Raw genomic sequence first — 19,394 nt, 5'->3', positions numbered from 1 at the left:
TCAGTGATTGGATTCATGACGTGGATGAATTAAGACGATTTATTGGCAAAGGGTAGTACAGCGTGAGAGGAAAACCTACCTGGAAGGCCGACTTTACTGCGTTAACGCAAGCCCGGCGACAGAATGACGAAAAAGCCGGCGCGGGGCCGGCTTTTGGCGTATTACAGCAGGAACAGGGTGGCGAGGCCGAGGAAGATGAAAAAGCCGCCGGTATCGGTCAGCGCGGTGATGAGCACGCTGGAGCCGACCGCCGGATCGCGACCCACTTTGAGCATGGTCATCGGGATCACTACGCCCATCAGCGCCGCCAGCAGCAGGTTGAGCAGCATCGCCAGCGTCATCACCCCGCCCATTGCCGCGTCGCCGTACAGCAGCCAGGTGATCACGCCCATGATGCCGCCCCACACCACGCCGTTGATGATGGCCACCCCCAGCTCCCTGAGCATCAGGCGCGAGATGTTGCCGACTTCAATCTGGTGCAGCGCCAGCGCGCGCACGATCATGGTGATGGTCTGGTTGCCGGTGTTGCCGCCGATGCCGGCGACGATCGGCATCAGCGCCGCCAGCGCCACCAGCTGGGAAATGGTGTGTTCGAACAGGCCGATCACGCGCGAGGCGACGAACGCGGTGCAGAGATTGATCGCCAGCCAGGCCCAGCGGGTCTTGACCGCCTTGCTGACCGGGGCGAACACATCTTCTTCCGGGCTTAAACCGCCCATGCGGCGCAGGTTGGTGTCGCTCTCTTCGTTGACGGCGTCGACGATCTCTTCGATGGTCAGGCGGCCCATCAGTTTGCCCTTGGCGTCAACCACCGGGGCGCTGATCAGGTCGTAACGCTCAAACGCGCCGGCCGCTTCATCGGCCTTGTCTTCGGGCTGAAAGGTGGCGGGATCGCTGTCCATCACGTCACGCACCGGGATCTCCGGATCGTTCAGCAGCACTGCGGTCAGCGGCAGCTCGCCCAGCAGGGTGTTTTTGCGGTCGGTGACGAACAGTTTATCGGTGGCGTCGGGAATGGTTTTACGCATGCGCAAAAAGCGATGCACCGCGCCGAGCGTGACGTCCGGTCGCACCGTCACCAGTTCGAAATCCATCATCCAGCCGACGCTGTCTTTGGCGTACTGGCTCATCTCGCGCACCTGGGCGCGCTGCTCCGGCTCCAGTGAGGTCAGCAACCGGCCCATCAGATTTCGCGGCAGGTATTGCGCCAGGTAGGCCTGTTCGTCGACGTCCAGCGTTTTGATCGCCTTGAGCAGGTCTTTGTCGCTCATTTCCTCGATCAGGCTGTCCCAGACCGGCTCGGCGACCTCCACCAGCGTCTGGCCGCGCTTGCTGTTGCCCACCAGCCGCCACAGCGCCATACGTTCGTCCTGCGGCAGCGCTTCCAGCAGGTCCGCCAGGTCGGCGGCGTGCATGTCGTCCAACAGGCCGGTGATTTCTGCCGTCTGGTTCAGCAGTTCGCTTTGGCTGAGGGCGCCTTCATCCCCCGGGCGGCCGAGAATGCCGTCGACCAATTCCTTATTGTTCAACAGCAGAGTGAGAATGCGCTGGCGATGTTCAGCGACTTTTTTGACGTTATGGGTTGCGGCTGACATGGTGTTCCTTAACGGGCGCTCGGCGTTCCTGACGCAGGCTCATTAAAAGATAGAGCATAGCGAGTGCCGGAGTCATTTTTATGAAACGGACGGGGCGCGGCGGTTATTCAGAGGAGGCGTCCTGTTGCGGCGCGCTGACTTCGGCGGCGTTTTGCGCAGCGGCCTGCTTTTTTTCCTGATGATGAGGCACCGCCACCACGGCGGCGTACAGCAGTCGGCCGACTAAAATGATAAAGCTGATAAACAACACTATCTTCGTCATCTGTCCGGTGGTTTTCTTGCGCATATATCACCCGGTATGCCGGTGTCCTGTGTTATTCGCTCGAGAATTTGTAACCGGATTTTAGGCGCTGATGACAAAAGTTGTCCATTTTTTTCCGGCGTACGGGACGGCGCATTAGGGTTTTGTTTAGGTTGACGAGGCGAGGGCGGAAAGAAAAACCCCCTGGCAGGCAGGGGGCGGGGGATCAGGCGGAGCGCTGTTCGTCTTGCGAGCCTTCTTCGTCGATCAGCAGCTTCCAGCCGACGACGTCGTTCCAGTAGGCCTGCTCGCGTTCGAAATCGAGCTGCACCAGGTTGTTCTGCGCCAGGTAGCCGGCCGGGAAGCGCAGCGTCCAGTGATTGTCGTCGGTGGTCAGGCGCAGCGTTTCCGGCGTGGTGGTCGACTGACGCTGGTTGTTGAGCAGGGTGCTCAGACGCAGCAGCTGGATCAGCGGCAGGTAGTGTTTCTTCTTGAACAGGTTGAGGCGCGGCAGCTCTTCGAGCTTGATCGCCTTGCGGTGGAAACGCACCAGTGCCGCCAGCAGCAGCTGCTGTTCCTGGTTGAAGCCAGGCAGGTTGGAGTTTTGCAGAATGTAGGCCGAATGGCGGTGCATGCCGCTGTGGTTGATGCTCAACCCCACCTCGTGCAGCATGGCGGCCCATTTCAGCAGGGCCTCCAGCTGTGGATGCACCAGCTTGGTGTTTTGCGCCATCCACTGCGAGTAGAGCAGCTCGGTGGTTTCCAGCACCCGCTTGGCCTGTTCGCGGTCGATGTTGTAGTGATCGGCCAGGCTTTTGGCGGTGCGGCTGCGGATGTCCTGGTGGCGGAAACGGCCTTCCATTTCATACAGCACGCCTTCGCGCAGCGCGCCATCTGACAGGCGCAGATCGCGGATCGCCAGCGCGTCGAACACGCCGCACAGAATAGCCAGCCCCGGCACGAACACCGATTGGCGGTCTTCCGACAGCCCCGGCAGGCTCAGCGAGCCGAAGCTTTTGAACTGCAGCACCTGTTCGGCGAGCATTTCCAGGCGATCCAGGGTGATGAGGCCGTCTTTTTCTCCCATCGCCACCAGCACTTCGTGGGCGGCCTTGATGGTGCCCGAAGCGCCCAGCGCATACTGCCAGCCCTGAATGCGGTACTGCCAGGCCAGCGTTTCCAGCTTCTGCGCCGCCGCCAGCCGCGCGCGGCGGAAGTTGTTTTTGCTGATCTCGCCGCCCGGGAAGAACAGCTGGGCGAAGCTGACGCAGCCCATGCGGCGGCTTTCCGCCAGCAGCGGCTCGAAGTCTTCGCCGATCACCAGTTCGGTAGAGCCGCCGCCGATGTCGATCACCAGCTTGCGGCCTTTCTCCGGCTGAGTGTGCTCCACGCCCATGAAGATCAGACGCGCTTCTTCCTGACCGGCGATGATTTCGATCGGGTAGGGGATCACTTTGGCGGCGCGCTTGAGGAACACTTCGGCGTTCACCGCCTGACGCAGGGTGTGCGTCCCGACGATGGTGACGTTATCCGCCGGGAAGCCCTGCAGCCGTTCGGCAAACAGGGCCAGACAAGCCAGGCCGCGCTCTATCGCCTCTTCACTGAGTACGTTGTTGCTGTCCAATCCGTCGGCGAGATGCACCCGCTGTTTTAAACGGCCCAATACCTGTAAGGCGCCGTTGACGACGCGGGCGATCACCATGTGGAAACTGTTCGACCCGAGGTCGATGGCGGCGATTTCCTGCGGTTTGTTCGTTGCAGTGTTTTTTAGCGGCATAGTTGCTGGCCTACTGTCCTGGTTGTTCCAGAGCTTTTAAATACTCGTAAATAGCCACCTGGGCACGCACTTTGCGGCGGTTGCCACGCGGCACGTACTGGTTGCTCAGTTCTTTATCCACATAACGGGCCTTGACCGTATCGCTGAACAGGATCTCCAGAATGTCCAGAACGCGCTGTTTCAGCGCCGGATCCAGCAGCGATACCGCCACTTCGATACGGTAATCTATGTTGCGGGTCATCCAGTCGGCGGAGGACAGATACACCCGTTTGTCACCTTTATTGTCGAAAACGTAAACCCGATCGTGTTCCAAAAAGCGATCGACGATGCTGATCACCTGAATATTGTCGCTGATCCCCGGCAGGTTGGGAATCAGGGAACACATGCCCCGCACCAGCAGGCGGATCTTCACGCCGGCGCCGGACGCGGTATATAACCGATCTACCAGCCCTTTATCCACCAGATTATTTATTTTCAGCATAATGCCGGCCTGTTCCCCGGCCTGGGCGTTGGCGATTTCGTTGTCGATCAGCTCATACAGCTTCAGGCGCGAGTTCTGCGGCGACACCATCAGGTTGTCGAAGGTGACCGGCCGGTAGGGGTTCTCGATAAAGTTGAATACCCGGCGCACCTCGTTGGTGATGCGTGAGTCGGCGGTCAACAGCGAATAGTCGGTGTAGATGCGCGCGGTTTTTTCGTTAAAGTTGCCGGTACCGATATGAGCATAGCGCACAATTTCATCGCCTTCACGGCGCGAAATCAGGAACAGCTTGGCGTGGATTTTCAGGCCCGGCGCCGAGAAGATCACGTGCACGCCGGCCTCGGTCAGGCGCTTCGCCCAGTGAATGTTGGCCTCTTCGTCGAAGCGCGCCTGCAGCTCGACCACCACCGTGACCTTTTTGCCGTTGTGCGCGGCGTGGATCATCGATTCGATGATGCGCGAATCTTTCGCCACCCGGTAGATGTTGATCTTGATAGCCAATACGCTCGGATCGAACGACGCCTGGCGCAGCAGCTCCAGCACGTGCTCGAAGGTGTGGTACGGGTAGTAGAGCAGTACGTCTTTTTCACGAATGGCGTCGAAGCCGTTGCGGAAACCGTCGAACCAGATGTGACGCAGGCGCGGCAGCGGCTTGTTGACCAGGTTGGCCTTGCCGACGTTCGGGAAACTGATGAAATCTTTGAAGTTGTGGTAGCGGCCGCCGGCGATCACCGAATCGTAGTTGGAAATGCCCAGCTTGCCGCGCAGCAGCTCCACCATTTCATTCGGCATGTCGCGCTGATACACGAAGCGCACCGGCTCGGCGGTCAGGCGCTGTTTCAGGCTGGAGGACATCAGTTCCAGCAGGCTGGATTCCATTTCGGTGACCAGATCGTACTCCGCGTCGCGGGTCATTTTCATCGAGTAGGCGTTGAGCGCGTCGTAGTCGAAGAAACCCTTGAAGATATCGTCCAGGCAGTAGCGCAGAATGTTATCCAGCAGGATCATCGGCTTACGGCGTCGCGGCGCTTCCGGCGGCAGATTGACGAAGCGCGGCACCTTGTCGGACGGGATCTCCAGCAGCGCATAGTCGATGCGCGCGCCGCGAATGATCTCCACCGCCAGATAGGTGTAATCGTCTTTCAGGAACTGCACCAGGTTGGTGTCGTGGTTGATCAGGATCGGCGTGATGTGCTGGCGCAGATGCTGTTTGAAATATTGCCGCAGCCAGATTTGCTGGTTCTCGGACACCTGGCGTTCGTTGATCAGGAAGATCTGATTGCGCGCCATTTCCAGCAGCAGATCGTTGTACAGGCCGTCGAACTCCTGATCGGTTTTCAGCACCTTGGCCTGGATCTTTTTCAGCAGGTGGCGCGAGGCGCCGGCGGAGCCTTGCTCTTCGCTGATCAGGATGCGCCGTTTGAGATCGGCGAAGCGGACTTTATAGAACTCGTCGAGGTTGTTGGAGTAAATGCCCAGAAAACGCATACGTTCAATCAGGGGATTGCTCTTATCTGCGGCTTCCTGCAACACGCGTTCATTAAAGGATAACCAGCTTAGTTCTTTTTCGATGTAGAGCTTTTCCTGACCCATTGCCACTCCAGTTCAAATTTAGAATAGGATCCGGGACGCAGCGCCCGGATGCCGCTCTAGTGTCCTTCATCATTATTGCGAGAGATTGACAGGAAAGTCCAACATATCCATTGCGTTGGCGCGCGGCGTTTTTCGGCGGCAATAAATTTTCGCCGAGGCGGGGCGCAGGGGGGCGGAATGAGCAGCATGAAATGACGATTAGGAGGCTCATTTTTGGAGATATCAAGCGTGTTTACGTTCATTTTTCAGCAATATACCCACGCCATATTGTCTGTTTGCAGTGTAAAAACCTGGGTTATGGCGGGTAACTTTGTCATGCAAACGTCATAAAACTGACATAAGATGCCCGGTTATCTTACGGCGCAAGTCCGATTACATCAGCGACAGCGAAACACATGACACAGACGACAGCAAACCAACATCCCCGAGATCGCCTGCGCGGGCGCATCGACCGCGGCGTGCAGGCGGCAGTAACCGCCAGCGGGCTGATGGTGCTGATGACGTTGATGCTGATCTTCGTCTATTTGCTGTTTGCCGTGCTGCCGCTGTTCAAACCGGCCTCGCTTGGGCAGGCGCAGCCGTTGCCGATCGCGGCGTCGGCCCCGGCGCTGGCGCTGGGTATGGACGTGCAGCAGCGCGTGGGTTATCGCATCGACGCGCAGGGCGCGGGGCAATTTTATCGCCTGACGCCGGCACCGAACGGCCAGGCCCAGACGCCGCTGGTGCAGCAGACGCTGCTGGCCAAGCCGGCGCTGCTCGCGCAGGCCGCCGGAGAGCGCGATCTGTTTGCGCTGGCGCAGGCCGAAGGCCGGTTGGTGGTGGCGCGTGCGGATTTCGCGACGGCGGAAAACGGCCGGCCGCAGTGGCTGTTCCCGCTCGGGCAGCAGCCTTTGGCGCTGGATCCGCAGCGCAAGCCGCTGAAACTGCTGTCGCTGGCGGATGCGCATCGCGGGCAGTATTTGCTGGCTGGGGTGACCGACGATCGGCGGCTGGTGTTCGGCCGTTTCAGCCCTGACCGGTTGCCGCAGTTCAGCGAGCGGCCGCTGGAACAGGATGCAGAACAGCTGGTGCTGACGCCGGATGGCCGACAGCTTTACCTGCTGACCGACAACCGGCTGGCGCGTTATCAGATCGACGGCGCGCAGCTGCACCTGCGTGAAACGCGTACCCTTGGCGAACATGCCCCGTATCAGATGACGGCGCTGCCCGGCGGCAGCGCGCTGTTGATCAAAGGCGTCGACGGCAATCTGCGCGAGTGGTTCGAAGTAGAAAAAGAGCAGCGCTGGCGCCTGACGCCGGTGCAGCATTTCGACCACGGCGCCGATGGGCAGGAGCTGACGGTGGCTGAGCCCTATCGCCGGGTGTTCGCCACCCTGCGGCCCGATGGCGGCTTCTCGCTGTTCTCTACCATTCAACCGCAGCCGCTGCTGAATACCCGTTTGGGCGCCGAGGTGCAACAGATGGCGTTCGCGCCGCGCGGCGATGGCCTGCTGCTGGAGAGCGCACAGGGCTGGCAGCGCTATGCGCTCGACAACCCGTATCCGGACGTTACCTGGCGTTCACTGTGGGGCAAGGTGTGGTATGAGAACTACCCGCAGCCGGCCTATGTTTGGCAGTCCACCTCCGGCGAAGACAGCTACCAACCCAAATTCAGTTTAATGCCGGTGATCTTCGGCACCTTCAAGGCGGCGGCTTACGCGATGCTGTTCGCCATTCCCCTGGCGCTGGCCGGCGCCATTTACACCGCTTACTTTATGACGCCGGGGTTGCGGCGGGTGATCAAACCGGCTATCGAAGTGATGGGCGCGCTGCCGACGGTGGTGATCGGGCTGGTGGCCGGCATTTGGCTGGCGCCGATCATCGAGCAGTATCTGTTGGCGGTGCTGGCGTTGCCGCTGCTGCTGGCGGCGGCGGTGCTGCTGTGCGGCGCGTTGACCCATCGCTTTATGCCGCGTTGCCGGCCGGGCGTCGATCTGTTGTTGCTGCTGCCGCTGCTGGCGTTGACGGTGTGGCTGGCGCTCAGCCTGGGGCCGCGGCTGGAGGTGGCGCTGTTCGGTGAGCCGCTGCATTTCTGGCTGGGGGATAATTACGACCAGCGCAATGCGCTGGTGGTGGGCGTGGCGATGGGCTTCGCGCTGGTGCCGATCATCTTCTCGCTGGCGGAGGATGCGCTGTTCAGCGTGCCGGCCACCCTGAGCCAGGGCTCTTTGGCGCTGGGCGCCACCCAATGGCAGACGGTGATCAAGGTGGTGCTGCCTTCCGCCAGCGCTGGCATTTTCTCCGCGCTGATGATCGGCTTTGGCCGCGCGGTGGGGGAAACCATGATCGTGCTGATGGCCACCGGCAATACGCCGATTATCGACGGCAGCCTGTTCCAGGGGCTGCGGGCGTTGGCGGCCAATATCGCCATCGAGATGCCGGAGGCGGTCTCCGGCAGCAGCCATTACCGCGTGCTGTTTCTGACCGCGCTGGTGCTGTTTGTCTTCACCTTCGTGTTCAACACGCTGGCGGAGGCGGTGCGCCTGCGGCTGCGCAAGCGCTACACGCCGAATCAGGAGGCGCCATGAAGAACTGGGTGAAGAGCGGCTCGCCGTGGATTTGGCTGACCGCCGGTTCGGTGGCCGTCAGCCTGTTGGCGCTGATCGGCATTCTGTTGCTGCTGGCCGGGCAAGGGATGCGCTATTTCTGGCCGAGCCCGGTTTATCAGTTTGAGTTGAATCAGAACGGCGCCGGGCCGGTGACGGTAATCGGCGAGCTGTACCAGCAGCAAAGCATTTCGCGCCGCCAGCTGACGGAAGCGGGCGTGACGCCGCCGGGCGAGGGGCAAAGCGTCGAACGCTATCTGATCAAGGTCGGTAACCGCGAGCGCGAGGGGCAGGACTTCCGCACGCTGCTGGTCAGCGACATCCGCAGCCAAAGCACGCCGCGCGGCCTGCTGGTGCTGGAGCGCGACAGCCACGGTACCGCCTACGGCTATCTGGCGGGGCTGCTGGAGGATGGGCAACCGCTGACCGGCCGCAATCTCGGGCAGGCGTTGCAGCAGCGGCTGCCGCAAATCGCCGCGCTCTCGCGCCAGGCGCACGACATTCAATTCCGCGATATGGCGCGCATCAATCAGCAGTTTGACGCGCTGCGGCTGCGGGAAAAACGCCTGCAGCGCGACGATAAGCTAGACGCGCGCGCGCAGGACGCTATCAAAGCCGAGCGGCTGGAGTTGCAGCGGCAATACCAGCTGCTGTCCGAACGCCTGGCGGGGCTGAACCGCGATCGCCAGCGCGATGCGCTGCTGCTGCGCGACATGCACGGCCAGACGTTGACCATTCCGCTCAGCCAGGTGCGCGATGCCTGGTACCCGAACGCCATGAACACCAGCGAGAAGCTGGCGCACTGGGGCGAGCAGGTGAAGAAGTTCCTCACCGACAGCCCGCGCGAAGCGAATACCGAAGGCGGGGTGTTCCCGGCCATTTTCGGCACGGTGTTGATGGTGATCCTGATGTCGATCGTGGTGATGCCGTTTGGCGTGATCGCGGCGGTGTATCTGCACGAGTATGCCGGCAACAATCTGCTGACGCGAGTGATCCGCATTGCGGTGGTCAATCTGGCCGGCGTGCCCTCGATCGTCTATGGCGTCTTCGGCCTCGGCTTTTTCGTTTATATGATAGGCGGCACGCTCGACCAGCTGTTCTATCCTGAATCCTTGCCCAACCCGACCTTCGGCACGCCCGGCGTGCTGTGGGCGGCGCTGACGCTGGCGCTGCTGACGCTGCCGGTGGTGATCGTCGCCACCGAGGAAGGGCTGTCGCGCATTCCCACCTCGCTGCGGCAGGGCTCGATGGCGCTGGGCGCCAGCCGGGCCGAGACGCTGTGGCGCATCGTGCTGCCGATGGCGGCGCCGGCGATGATGACCGGCCTGATTCTGGCGGTGGCGCGCGCCGCCGGGGAGACCGCGCCGCTGATGCTGGTGGGGGTAGTGAAATCGGTGCCGGTGCTGCCGGTGGACGAGATTTTCCCGTATCTGCACCTGGAGCGGAAGTTTATGCATTTAAGCTTCCAGATCTATGATATGGCATTCCAGAGCCCGAGCGTAGAGGCGGCGCGGCCGCTGGTGTTCGCCACCGCCTTCCTGCTGGTGACGATCGTGGTGAGTTTGAATCTGGCGGCGATGGGTATCCGCCATTCGTTGAGGGAGCGGTACCGAGCATGGTCGCAGTAACAATGACGCTATTTTTGGGGAGTGCGTAATGGGTTTGATGACGCCAGGCAGTTTGCCCCGGCTGGATGTCCAGCATCTCGACGATGAACAGACCGCGCTGGCGGTCAACGGCCTGAACCTGTTTTATGGCGACAAACAGGTGTTGCACGATATTTCGCTGCGCATTCCGAAGCACCGGGTGACGGCCCTGATCGGCCCTTCGGGCTGCGGCAAATCGACGCTGCTGCGCTGTTTCAACCGCATGAACGATCTGGTGGACAACTGCCGCATCGAGGGCGAGCTGCAGCTGAACGGCGCGCCGATCTCCGGCGCGCAGATCGACGTGGCGGCGCTGCGGCGGCGGGTGGGCATGGTGTTCCAGCGGCCGAACCCGTTCCCGAAATCGATCTATGAAAACGTGGTGTACGGTCTGCGGCTGCAGGGCGTGCGCGACCGGCGTTTGCTGGATGAAGCGGTGGAGCGTTCGCTGCGCGCCGCCGCGCTGTGGCATGAGGTGAAGGATCGGCTGCGCGAAAATGCGTTCCGCTTGTCCAGCGGCCAGCAGCAGCGCCTGGTGATCGCGCGCGCCATTGCCATCGAGCCGGAGGTATTGCTGCTCGACGAGCCGACCTCGGCGCTGGATCCGATCTCCACGCTGACCATCGAAGAGCTGATTTCCGCGCTGAAACAGCGTTACAGCGTGGTGCTGGTGACGCACAACATGCAGCAGGCGGCGCGCGTCTCCGACTACACTGCCTTTATTCATCAGGGGCGGATGGTGGAATACAACGACACCGACGCGATTTTCACCTCGCCACGCCAGCGCCGCACCGAGGATTATATTACCGGGCGGTATGGGTGAGGGATGAGCGACGGAGGTTTTTGTTCTCCGTCGCATCGATATGCCGGCGTTGTTATGCCGTGTCTATGACTTTTTATTCCATCTGGATTTACAGACGCATTAAGACGATATAGATTACATTTTTGGCATAAATCTCACAGTCTGTGAGTTTGCTTTATCCAATCATTAATTATTCACTATATTATTCCTAATAAATGATCTGCAATTTATATATAAGGACATATATGCATGACTATTGATACGAATTATATCAAAGATATTGTTATTCCCACGCTAACGTTATTATTTCCTGTTTTTATTTCAGTGGTAAAATGGTGGTATTCACGCTGGTCAAAGAATTACGACAGTCGCCGCAATAACCAGTTTGACCGAGTCAGCGATGTTAAACGTCAGTCTGTTCTGTCACGCATTCAGGGGTTGCGGGATGGGCCGCAGAACGGAATGGTGCCGCTGCGAACCAAAGCACTTTATGAAAGTATCGGCATCCGTTTACCGGTCTGGGTGGCGCACCAACTGGTAGATTATCTGGGCCGTGCGCCAGTGGCATTGAGCGATCTTGCGCTGAACTGTTTCTTGCGCCGCACCTCCCTCACTTCGAACAAAAACGACGTTTTTTCCTTGGATGGCTGCCGGCTACTACACCAGCGTGTTTCGCTGTTTGTGTTCCTAATCATTAGCGCGTTGGCTATCACTTGGGGATTCTACATCACCGTGTTTCCATTGGCGGAAAGCGGAGCCAGCGCGACAGATAACAGCCCCTTGTGGGGAGTATTCTTCTTCTTTGCCTATCTGATGATGGCGATTTTCGTCGTGGCCTGGTCGATTAATGAATGGGAGTCCCTGCGGCATGCTAAGGCTTTCTGGCTGAAGTGGCAGCCCCACCTGTATCAAACCGAAGCGGAGTATCAGGCGCATTGTCAGCATGCGCGCAATGTTGCGGCGCAGGAAAACGTACCGGATATCGCTTTGGAGACCGCTGCCGATTTGTCACCGACCGAAAAGCCACTGCGTGGATGGCTGATGCGTAGGCTGGGCAAGAAAGATAATTAACCTCTAAGCGCCATACCATCACATGGCTCTTAACGCGTTTTATCGGCGAGTCGCAGTACCAACCCCACCAGCAACAACGCAGCGCCCGAGGCATAGAGCGGGAACCAGCGCGTCCACCAGAGCGGGGAAAACAGCGGGGTGCTATTGGGATCTGCAGGCGCGTAGCCGCTATAGGTATTCAGACCGGCGGCGATGGCGAGCATCGCCAGGCCGATAAAAAGCAGCAGGTTTGAGACGGTTGTCATGGCATTTTTCCTTTGTAGAGGCAGAGGGCAACTCTTACTATCAACATGAATTATTATTCGATTAATTATCTCTGCTGAATATTATTTATTTACGCATTCATCAGGCTATTTCTTGACGATAAAATAGCATCCATTAATACTAGTCGCTTATTTTCCAATAAAAAACCCGCCTGCGCGGGTTTTCACTTTTTTCTCGCTAAGCGTCACTTCACCAGCGGCTTATCATTGGGCGTTTTGAACTTCGCCAGGTATTGCGGCTGGAAGATGCACATGCGCAGCACGGTGCGGTATTCGCCGTTGACGAAGAACTCGTCGATCAGCTCGCCTTCCACGTTGAAGCCCAGCTTGCTGTAGATGTGGATCGCCTTCGGGTTCTCCTTATCGACGATCAGGTACAGCTTGTACAGGTTCAGCACCGAGAAACCGTAGTCCATCGCCAGGCGGGCGGCGGTGCTGGCATAGCCTTTGCCCTGGTGGGCGGGATCGATGATGATCTGGAACTCAGCGCGGCGGTGGATGTGATCGATCTCCACCAGCTCCACCAGGCCGACCTTGGCACCTTCGTGCTCAATGATAAAGCGGCGCTCGCTCTGATCGTGGATGTGTTTGTCGTAGAGATCGGAAAGCTCGACAAAGGCTTCGTAGGGTTCTTCAAACCAATAGCGCATGACGCTGGCGTTGTTGTCCATCTGGTGGACGAACGACAGATCGTCCCGTTCCAATGGGCGTAACCTGACGCTGGCAGTGCTGGACATGTGGGCTCCTCTGTGCCGTGAAATTGTGCAAAGTATAACTTCACAGAATGGATGAAGGCGAAAAAAAACGGCGCCGCGTGGGCACCGTTTAGACTAGGTTCAGACTTCAGACGGTGCAGGTATTAGCTGGCCTGGCGACGCTTTTGGCCTCTGGTGGCGATGGGGTGTGCAATAAGATTTGTTCGGCGATTTCCGCCGATACTTTCTTAATCGCAACAATCAATTGAATTGCCGAATTTAGGACAACGCTTTTTATTTCGTCCACGCTTTTGCCGCGAAGAAACGGATGCAGGAAGACATCGCCAAACGCGCTGCTGTTCAAGTCGCTGCGGGTTTTACAGACCATCAGACGCTCAAATCCGTTATCGCTGTCATAGGGGCCTTCACAGAAAAATGCCGTTTCTACCGCGATTCGTTTGATCGCCATGAGTACAAATCCGTCCATCGAAGGGCTCTCCATTCGTTTTATTTAAGGAGCTGGCCGTGCGGATCAGGCCAGCGTCATTACCTTTCTCTTTCTGTTCTGCCAGCGCACCTGGCCCTCTCCCCAGGGTTTGAGCTTGTTGAAGCGCTTGATTGCCTGCGGCGCGAAGCCGGGCCTGCAACAGAAATCGAGCAGCCATATCCTGTCTCCCTCATTCCATTCGGAAGGGTGAAGTGGGAACCCCGGATCGCGTTGCAATTGCGTTTCGGTGTCCTCCGTCAGACAGGCCCAGAGAACATAGGCCAGCGGTTGGTCATTGGTGTCAAAAAGAAACTTGATCTGCCCGTGCTGTATGGCAAATATCAAGCGCTCTTGAACGCTTTTTATCGGATGAAGGCTGTAATTTCGGTGATGTAACATGCAGCTCACGGCAAAACCAAGCTGCTCATAGTCTGACCATTGATCTTGGCCGCCGGCGGTTTCTCGAATATAGAGCGTCATGCTGGTTCATTTCTCCTGGAGGGTATGACAAGCGGCTGCCCGCCAAAGGTTTCTTTGGCGAAGGCCACCGCCTTTATCCGCATGTCGGTTAACAGTTGCCGCAAGCGTTGGTCGTCATCACCATTGGCCTCCACCAGAGCCGTGATTTCGTTGAGCATCTGTATTTTCCCGCACTGGGGGCGGGGCCGCAGCCTGAGGCGAGCCTGTTGTGCCATGCCTTTCTGAATAACGATGGCATCGATTCCCTGGGCGCGGCAGGTTTCGACCAACCAATGATTGACCTGAGAGAAAGCGCGCAGGGTGTCCATAAAACGTGCATCCCGTGAGAAATCGTCATGCGCGGGGACGGGGTGCCCTTGGCTGCAGCGAATCAAGGTCACGACCAAACGTTCCAGCGGCGATTCGTCTGCAGCCATTTCCGCTGAGACATAGAGCTTTCGGCAACGGTGGATAAGCAACTGCAGGAAACTGTTTGCCAGCCTCTCTAAGGGTTTTGGCGTCTCAGTCGGTGAGAGCAGGTCGACGGGAATGCCCAGTAGCGTCAAATAGCCGCGGTAACAGGCCTGCTGAAAAAAATGCCAGAAATAGGTTTTTACCTGCTGCTGGGCGATGGCAATGAAAGGCCGATCAAACAGGTACTTCCCAAGGTAGAAGCACAGCTCGGATAGGCTGTTCTGAATGATTGCCGGTTCCCTCATCAATTGTGCGAACTTGAGCTGGTATTCGAAATCGTAACGATGATCGCTGGGGAATAAACAGGTTAGCCCGTTAAAATCCAATACCCTGCCGTCCATGGTGATGTTGGAGGATGAGGTGGTCAACATCAGGAAGCGGGTGCGGCAAAACGCCATTTGCCGAGCCAGACGTTTGGTGAGCTCATATATCCCCTCAAGGCAGCGGCGCCGCGGATCGCGAGCGGCCTGCTCGTTGAAGCCTGCGGTGGGGACCGGCAAATAGTCCGGCAGGCGGCGAAGCACGGATTTAATCCGTTGAACGTCATGCATGAGCTGCCCGGCATATTCCGCTTTGGGCCGGAAGTAGGGCGTTCGTTCAAAATGCGCCGGGCGGACCAGGGGTTCGCGAACCAGAAGGGCGCGGCGAGAGCGGCCCTTTGTGCGGGCGAAATCCCCATGGGTATAGCTGTCGGTGAGCAAAATCGCGTGGGTGCGCGCGGCGCCATAAGGCAACGTCTGCGCCAGCATTTCGCTCCATAGGGCTTCATAGATCGCCTGTTCGGCGCGCAGTTCGCCATTGGAGTGATACCAATCCGAACCTTGCCCGACCAGCGGATTAGCGCCGATTCCTTTCACCTGGTAACGGCCATCAAAACCGCAGCGGGCACCGCCGCCGTTACGTTGAATACCGCCGCCGCCGTAACGTTCCGCGTGGAAAACTTTGGCGGCGCCTGGCGTATCGGGAGTGACTAGATAGCTGCACGCGGCGTGCAGCGCTTCGTCGTCTGCCTTTTCTTCGGCGGACCAAATGAGAGAGGACGCAACCCGGTGTGCCGTGAAAGGCACTAAATTTTCCGCCAGGTCCTTAAGTAAAAAAGAATCGCTCATTGGGTGATGTACTCTATGGTTTAGTTCAGTTCTGATACGGACGCGCGCTGCGCGAAACGTGCGAAAGCGGCGTCCAGATGCCCGGCGATGTCGCGCAATGCTTCCGCCCTGGCCATCGCCGGGTGATCGCAGTCGATGTCGATATTTTGTATTCGTCCATGTACATAGGGGCGCCAGGCCTCCAAATCTAACCAGTCTTCTGCGCGCGGCGCCGCTGCCGTGAAGAACAGCAAATTACCGTAGAAGTGGCCGTGTTCCGACTGGCCGACCAGGCGGCGGCTATTGATCACCACGTCAATCAAGCGGTCGAGCGTGCCGTCATCCAGACTGGCTAGGGCGCTGCCGTGTTTTCGCAACAGGGCAATTGTTTCCGCACGTTGCAGGATCTCGCCTTTCGGCACGACCAGCGAAGGCAATTCTTGATCGAAGGGCAAGGCGATGCCCGCAATGAACAACAGGGCGGCCAGCGCCAGGCTCTCCTCCTCTTCGCCATTGAGCGTTTCAAAAGCGAAGCGTCGCCACAGATCGCTGGGATAGGCATCCATCATCGCCAGCAATTCGACCTGCTGATCTTGTTGCTCCAGGTGGATGGCGACATTGTGGGCGATCATGCCGCCAACCGACCACCCGATGATCCAGTAAGGCCCCTCGGGCTGATGGGTGCGTATGCGCCTGGCATATTCTGCGGCCATTTCATCCATCGTTCGGGTGATATTGCTGCCCCGCGTCAGGCCTTGAGCTTGCAAGCCGACGATTTCACACGGTGTTTTGAGAAAACGCGCCAGGCCGCTGTAACACCAGGCGATGCCGCCGGCCGGGTGGATGCAAAACAGCGTCGGCAGCGCGTTTCGCGAAGCGCCGGCGCCAGGGCGCAGCAGCAGTGTGGCATCGAGCATATCCGGCGCTGAGTGCTGGCCTTGTTCGGCCAGCGCCCGGGCTGAAGGATGGGCAAAGATGCTGGCGATGGTAATTTGCCAACCCAGGCCGGCGTTAATACGGGCGGCGACATCAACGGCGCTCAGCGAGTTGCCTCCCAGTTCGAAGAAGTTGGCTTCAGGTGCTACGGCAGGCAGGCGCAGCGCATCGGCAAAATATTCGCACAGCCGTTGCTCCGTCAGGGAGGAGGGGATGCTGCCGCCCTGTGATTGCGGGCTTTGCGGAGCGGGCAGCGCTTTTCTATCCAGTTTGCCATTGCGGCTGAGCGGCAGTTCGGGGAGAAACACCAGGCACTGCGGCAGCATGTAGGCAGGGAGATATTCCCGGCAGAGCGCCAGTAAGGCTTTTTCATCGGCCTCGGCGCCGCTGGCCACGACATAGGCGACAATGCGCCCGTCATGCATGTTGGCGCAGGACTGGAGCACCTGCGGGTGTCGATTGAGAACCGCGTCAATTTCCTCCAGCTCAATACGCTGCCCGTGTATTTTTATCTGGTGATCCAGCCGCCCCAAATAGTCTATTTCGCCATTCGTGCGCCAGCGCGCCAGGTCTCCCGTGCGGTAAAGCCTTTTGCCGTCCGCCGTGGCGAAAAACCGTTCTGCCGTCAGCTCGGGTTGGCCCGCATAGCCGTCAGCGAGACAAATGCCCTCAATGTGCAATTCCCCTTCGATGCCGATGGGGGTGGTATTGCCGAAGGGATCCAGCACGTGGATGCGCGTATTCCAAATGGGGCGCCCGATAGGCACGCTGCGCTTCTCGTCGCTGCAGCCCAGCGCGTGGTAAGTGACATCGATGGCGGCCTCCGTCGGGCCGTAAAGATTATGCAAAGGCGCCGTCAGCAATGCACGGTGCCGTTGGGCCAGCTCCGGCGACAAGGCTTCCCCGCTGGCGAATACCCTGAGCAGCGGCAGCGGTTCGGGCCTGCGTTCGACGGCGTCGAGAAACAGCGCCAGCATCGATGGAACAAAGTGCAGCGTTGTGATGCGATGCTGCACGATGCAATTCAGCAGATACGCCGGATCGGTATGGCCGCCGGGCCGCGCCATCACCAAGGTTGCGCCCCCGATCAGCGGCCAGAAAAACTCCCAAATCGACACATCAAAGGTGGTCGGCGTTTTCTGCAGCACGCGATCCTGCGTTCCAAGAGGATATTCGGCCTGCATCCATTGCAGGCGATTGGCCAGGGCAAGATGGCTCACGATCACCCCTTTGGGGTCGCCGCTGGAACCGGAGGTGAACAGAATATAAGCCGGATCTGCGCCGCTTTGCCGCGTGACGAGCGGCAATGCCGCGTCGCCCTGATGGGCGGCAAGTGAGTACAGCGCGGCGAGATCGAGTCGGGGAACGCTGTCCGGCAACCTGTCGTCATCGGCGCGATCGGCTATCAGCAACCTCGCATTGGCCTGCTCGAGCATCTTTTGCTGTCGCAGCGTCGGCAGTTCGGGCGACAGCGGCAATAGCGTGGCGCCGGCACGCATAATGGCCAGCAGAACCACTTCTAAGGCTACGCTGCGTTCAAGTGTGACGGCGATCACCTGGCCGCGAGCGCCTTGCAGATGGCGCTCAAGGGCATGTGCGCACCGCCGAGAGCGCAGTTCCAACGCCGAATAGCTCAGCCGTTCGTTTTCGTCGAGCACGGCTAGCTGATGCGGCGTGGCTTGAACCTGTTTGAGGAACAGGCCGAGGATCGTGTTGGCGGGTAACGGCTGGGCGGTGTCGTTCCATTGCGCGATTAACGCCAGTTCCGCCGGTGCCGCCAGCGTCAGTTGTTGCAGCGGAAGGGTCGGCGCCGCAACCAACTGCATGATCCAATGCAACAGCCGCTGCACATGCAATTGCAACTCTGCGTGATGATGGCGCGCGGCATTGGCGATAAGACGCAGGCGGCGCGGTTGCAGGTCCGTACCCAGTTCCAGGTGGAGGTTAAGATCGCGTACGGGGCCGGTGGCGACATGTTTGACCGTGGCGCTTAGCTCCGCAAAATCGAGCGTCGCAGGCGGAGGCAAGATGTTCAGTTCGATGCCGTAAAGGGGCAGAGTATCGCCGACCCTGCCGATGGCTCGGCCGATCCATTCTCCGCGGTAGCGCTGGTGCGCGAGCAGCTCGCGCCGGCTGCGGGCGACGGCGGCGCAAACGTCGCGAAAGTGCGCGTGTTGCGGCAAATCCAGCAGAAGCGGCAGGATATTGCTGCGTGTGACCGCCGCCTGGGCGCCATAAGTATCAAGCCGCCCCATGCAGGGCAGGCCGAACAACAGTTGCCGCTCGCCCGACTGACAGCGGGAGAAATAGCTGGCGAACGCGCTGAGCAAGATGTCGGATAACGCGATCCCGCTGCTTTGGTAGAAGTTGCCCAGGGCTAGCGCCAGCTCGGTATCGATAACGGTCTCGACTTCCAACGTGTGCTCGGCCATGGCTTGCGCCGGCGCACCCAGAAAGGTCGGCGCAGGCAACTGCGCGCAGCGCTGCATCCAGTAGCGGTGATCGTCCGCATATTGCGCGCTCTGCCTGTAGAGGACGTCGTCCTGGCAGAGCGTGGTCAGTTTGACAAAGTGGCTGGGGAGAGGCGGCGTTCCTTGCAACAGCGCCCGGTAATGCTCCCCCGCACGGCGGTGGAGCAGGGAATAGGCGTAGGCGTCGAAAGCGATATGGTGTATTCGGGAAAACCATATCGCTTCGCGTTCATTCAAAACATACAGCTGATGTTCATGAAGATGTAAATTCTCCGGCCCCTGTTCCCGTTGCGTTATTTGTTCCATTGCGCGCCAGGCGAGCGCCTCCGGGTCTGCGTGATGGCTGAGATCGCAGACGGTCACGTGGCCAGCAGGCTGGCGGATGCCGAAAGACGGGGTGCCATCGATATCGAGGAAACGGTGGTTGAGCACCTCAATATCCTGCAGAGCCAGTTCGATGGCGTTGAGCAATAATGTCCGATTAATTTCACCGTGCAGGCGCAGGGCTTGCGCCGTCGCATAGAGTTTGGAAGAGTGGCTCGCTTGCGATGCGTACCATACGCCCTGCTGGGTGTCCGCCAGAGGGGTATTATTAAGGGATGAATCATTCATTTTTTCTCTGGCTCCTGTTCTGGAATGGTACTCAAGTGCCTTGTTACCAGGCTTTCCATTTTTCTTTTGGCATGCAAAATCAAGTCAATATCTCTGTGTAATTGATATTCAGTGCTTT

At 59.1% G+C, this 19,394-nt stretch carries 14 protein-coding genes; 4 read left to right on the top strand and 10 right to left on the bottom strand.

Annotated elements, in window-relative coordinates; all coding sequences use genetic code 11:
- Positions 1–161: 161 nt before the first annotated feature.
- From mgtE to ppk1, 4 genes are all read right to left on the bottom strand, one after another.
- Positions 162–1,595 carry a magnesium transporter gene (gene mgtE, locus ACUTSC_RS23030; protein WP_197768713.1) on the bottom strand — a complete coding sequence of 478 codons (1,434 nt, stop codon included), beginning with the start codon at positions 1,593–1,595 and terminating at the stop codon, positions 162–164.
- Between the two features lie 103 nt (positions 1,596–1,698).
- Positions 1,699–1,881 carry a YfgG family protein gene (locus tag ACUTSC_RS23025; protein ID WP_004941600.1) on the bottom strand — a complete coding sequence of 61 codons (183 nt, stop codon included), beginning with the start codon at positions 1,879–1,881 and terminating at the stop codon, positions 1,699–1,701.
- Positions 1,882–2,062: 181 nt separating this feature from the next.
- Positions 2,063–3,613, bottom strand: coding sequence for an exopolyphosphatase (gene ppx, locus ACUTSC_RS23020; protein ID WP_016926719.1), 1,551 nt, complete (start codon positions 3,611–3,613; stop codon positions 2,063–2,065).
- 10 nt (positions 3,614–3,623) lie between these two features.
- Positions 3,624–5,687: a polyphosphate kinase 1 gene (gene ppk1 / locus ACUTSC_RS23015; RefSeq protein WP_033648827.1), complete on the bottom strand. Its 2,064-nt coding sequence runs from the start codon at positions 5,685–5,687 to the stop codon at positions 3,624–3,626.
- Positions 5,688–6,082: 395 nt separating this feature from the next.
- Here ppk1 and ACUTSC_RS23010 point away from each other — a divergent pair, with 395 nt between their 5' ends.
- The 4 genes from ACUTSC_RS23010 (at position 6,083) to ACUTSC_RS22995 (ending at position 11,791) form a co-directional block, all read left to right on the top strand.
- Positions 6,083–8,254: an ABC transporter permease subunit gene (locus ACUTSC_RS23010; RefSeq protein WP_197768712.1), complete on the top strand. Its 2,172-nt coding sequence runs from the start codon at positions 6,083–6,085 to the stop codon at positions 8,252–8,254.
- A complete protein-coding gene (pstA, locus tag ACUTSC_RS23005) occupies positions 8,251–9,900 on the top strand; it encodes a phosphate ABC transporter permease PstA (RefSeq protein ID WP_197768711.1) in 1,650 nt (549 codons plus the stop codon). Before ACUTSC_RS23010 ends, pstA begins: the two co-directional genes overlap by 4 nt.
- Positions 9,901–9,928: 28 nt before the next feature.
- A complete protein-coding gene (gene pstB / locus ACUTSC_RS23000) occupies positions 9,929–10,741 on the top strand; it encodes a phosphate ABC transporter ATP-binding protein PstB (RefSeq protein WP_197773964.1) in 813 nt (270 codons plus the stop codon).
- 228 nt (positions 10,742–10,969) lie between these two features.
- Positions 10,970–11,791, top strand: a complete 822-nt coding sequence (locus ACUTSC_RS22995) for a hypothetical protein (RefSeq protein ID WP_197768709.1) — start codon at positions 10,970–10,972, stop codon at positions 11,789–11,791.
- Positions 11,792–11,820: 29 nt separating this feature from the next.
- On the opposite strand, the gene ACUTSC_RS22990 is transcribed toward ACUTSC_RS22995, so the two are convergent.
- The 6 genes from ACUTSC_RS22990 to ACUTSC_RS22965 all read right to left on the bottom strand — a co-directional run bounded on the left by ACUTSC_RS22990 (position 11,821) and on the right by ACUTSC_RS22965 (position 19,276).
- Positions 11,821–12,036 carry a hypothetical protein gene (locus ACUTSC_RS22990; protein ID WP_135638483.1) on the bottom strand — a complete coding sequence of 72 codons (216 nt, stop codon included), beginning with the start codon at positions 12,034–12,036 and terminating at the stop codon, positions 11,821–11,823.
- Between the two features lie 203 nt (positions 12,037–12,239).
- A complete protein-coding gene (speG, locus tag ACUTSC_RS22985) occupies positions 12,240–12,791 on the bottom strand; it encodes a spermidine N1-acetyltransferase (protein ID WP_004941631.1) in 552 nt (183 codons plus the stop codon).
- A 106-nt stretch (positions 12,792–12,897) separates the two neighbouring features.
- Entirely contained in the window at positions 12,898–13,236 is a 339-nt protein-coding gene (locus tag ACUTSC_RS22980; protein ID WP_197768708.1) for a hypothetical protein, read from the bottom strand.
- A gap of 45 nt (positions 13,237–13,281) precedes the next feature.
- The gene (locus ACUTSC_RS22975; RefSeq protein ID WP_033644038.1) at positions 13,282–13,716 is read right to left on the bottom strand and encodes a toxin-activating lysine-acyltransferase; all 435 of its coding nucleotides are present in this window, start codon (positions 13,714–13,716) and stop codon (positions 13,282–13,284) included.
- A complete protein-coding gene (locus ACUTSC_RS22970) occupies positions 13,713–15,278 on the bottom strand; it encodes an MchC protein (protein WP_445653560.1) in 1,566 nt (521 codons plus the stop codon). The genes ACUTSC_RS22975 and ACUTSC_RS22970 overlap by 4 nt, the downstream gene beginning before the upstream one ends.
- A 20-nt stretch (positions 15,279–15,298) precedes the next feature.
- Positions 15,299–19,276 (bottom strand): non-ribosomal peptide synthetase, encoded by a 3,978-nt coding sequence (locus tag ACUTSC_RS22965; RefSeq protein ID WP_197768706.1) that lies wholly within the window; start codon positions 19,274–19,276, stop codon positions 15,299–15,301.
- Positions 19,277–19,394: the final 118 nt, after the last annotated feature.

Source organism: Serratia sp. TSA_105.2 (assembly GCF_052692115.1).
The sequence above is the reverse complement of the archived record's forward strand: the minus strand, read 5'-3'. Positions and strand labels throughout refer to the sequence as shown.

Bases quoted from the DNA above. Each gene is read 5' to 3' on its own strand.
- mgtE (WP_197768713.1), bottom strand. From the start codon at position 1,595: ATGTCAGCCGCAACCCATAACGTCAAAAAAGTCGCTGAACATCGCCAG.
- ACUTSC_RS23025 (WP_004941600.1), bottom strand. From the start codon at position 1,881: ATGCGCAAGAAAACCACCGGACAGATGACGAAGATAGTGTTGTTTATC.
- ppx (WP_016926719.1), bottom strand. From the start codon at position 3,613: ATGCCGCTAAAAAACACTGCAACGAACAAACCGCAGGAAATCGCCGCC.
- ppk1 (WP_033648827.1), bottom strand. From the start codon at position 5,687: ATGGGTCAGGAAAAGCTCTACATCGAAAAAGAACTAAGCTGGTTATCC.
- ACUTSC_RS23010 (WP_197768712.1), top strand. From the start codon at position 6,083: ATGACACAGACGACAGCAAACCAACATCCCCGAGATCGCCTGCGCGGG.
- pstA (WP_197768711.1), top strand. From the start codon at position 8,251: ATGAAGAACTGGGTGAAGAGCGGCTCGCCGTGGATTTGGCTGACCGCC.
- pstB (WP_197773964.1), top strand. From the start codon at position 9,929: ATGGGTTTGATGACGCCAGGCAGTTTGCCCCGGCTGGATGTCCAGCAT.
- ACUTSC_RS22995 (WP_197768709.1), top strand. From the start codon at position 10,970: ATGACTATTGATACGAATTATATCAAAGATATTGTTATTCCCACGCTA.
- ACUTSC_RS22990 (WP_135638483.1), bottom strand. From the start codon at position 12,036: ATGACAACCGTCTCAAACCTGCTGCTTTTTATCGGCCTGGCGATGCTC.
- speG (WP_004941631.1), bottom strand. From the start codon at position 12,791: ATGTCCAGCACTGCCAGCGTCAGGTTACGCCCATTGGAACGGGACGAT.
- ACUTSC_RS22980 (WP_197768708.1), bottom strand. From the start codon at position 13,236: ATGGACGGATTTGTACTCATGGCGATCAAACGAATCGCGGTAGAAACG.
- ACUTSC_RS22975 (WP_033644038.1), bottom strand. From the start codon at position 13,716: ATGACGCTCTATATTCGAGAAACCGCCGGCGGCCAAGATCAATGGTCA.
- ACUTSC_RS22970 (WP_445653560.1), bottom strand. From the start codon at position 15,278: ATGAGCGATTCTTTTTTACTTAAGGACCTGGCGGAAAATTTAGTGCCT.
- ACUTSC_RS22965 (WP_197768706.1), bottom strand. From the start codon at position 19,276: ATGAATGATTCATCCCTTAATAATACCCCTCTGGCGGACACCCAGCAG.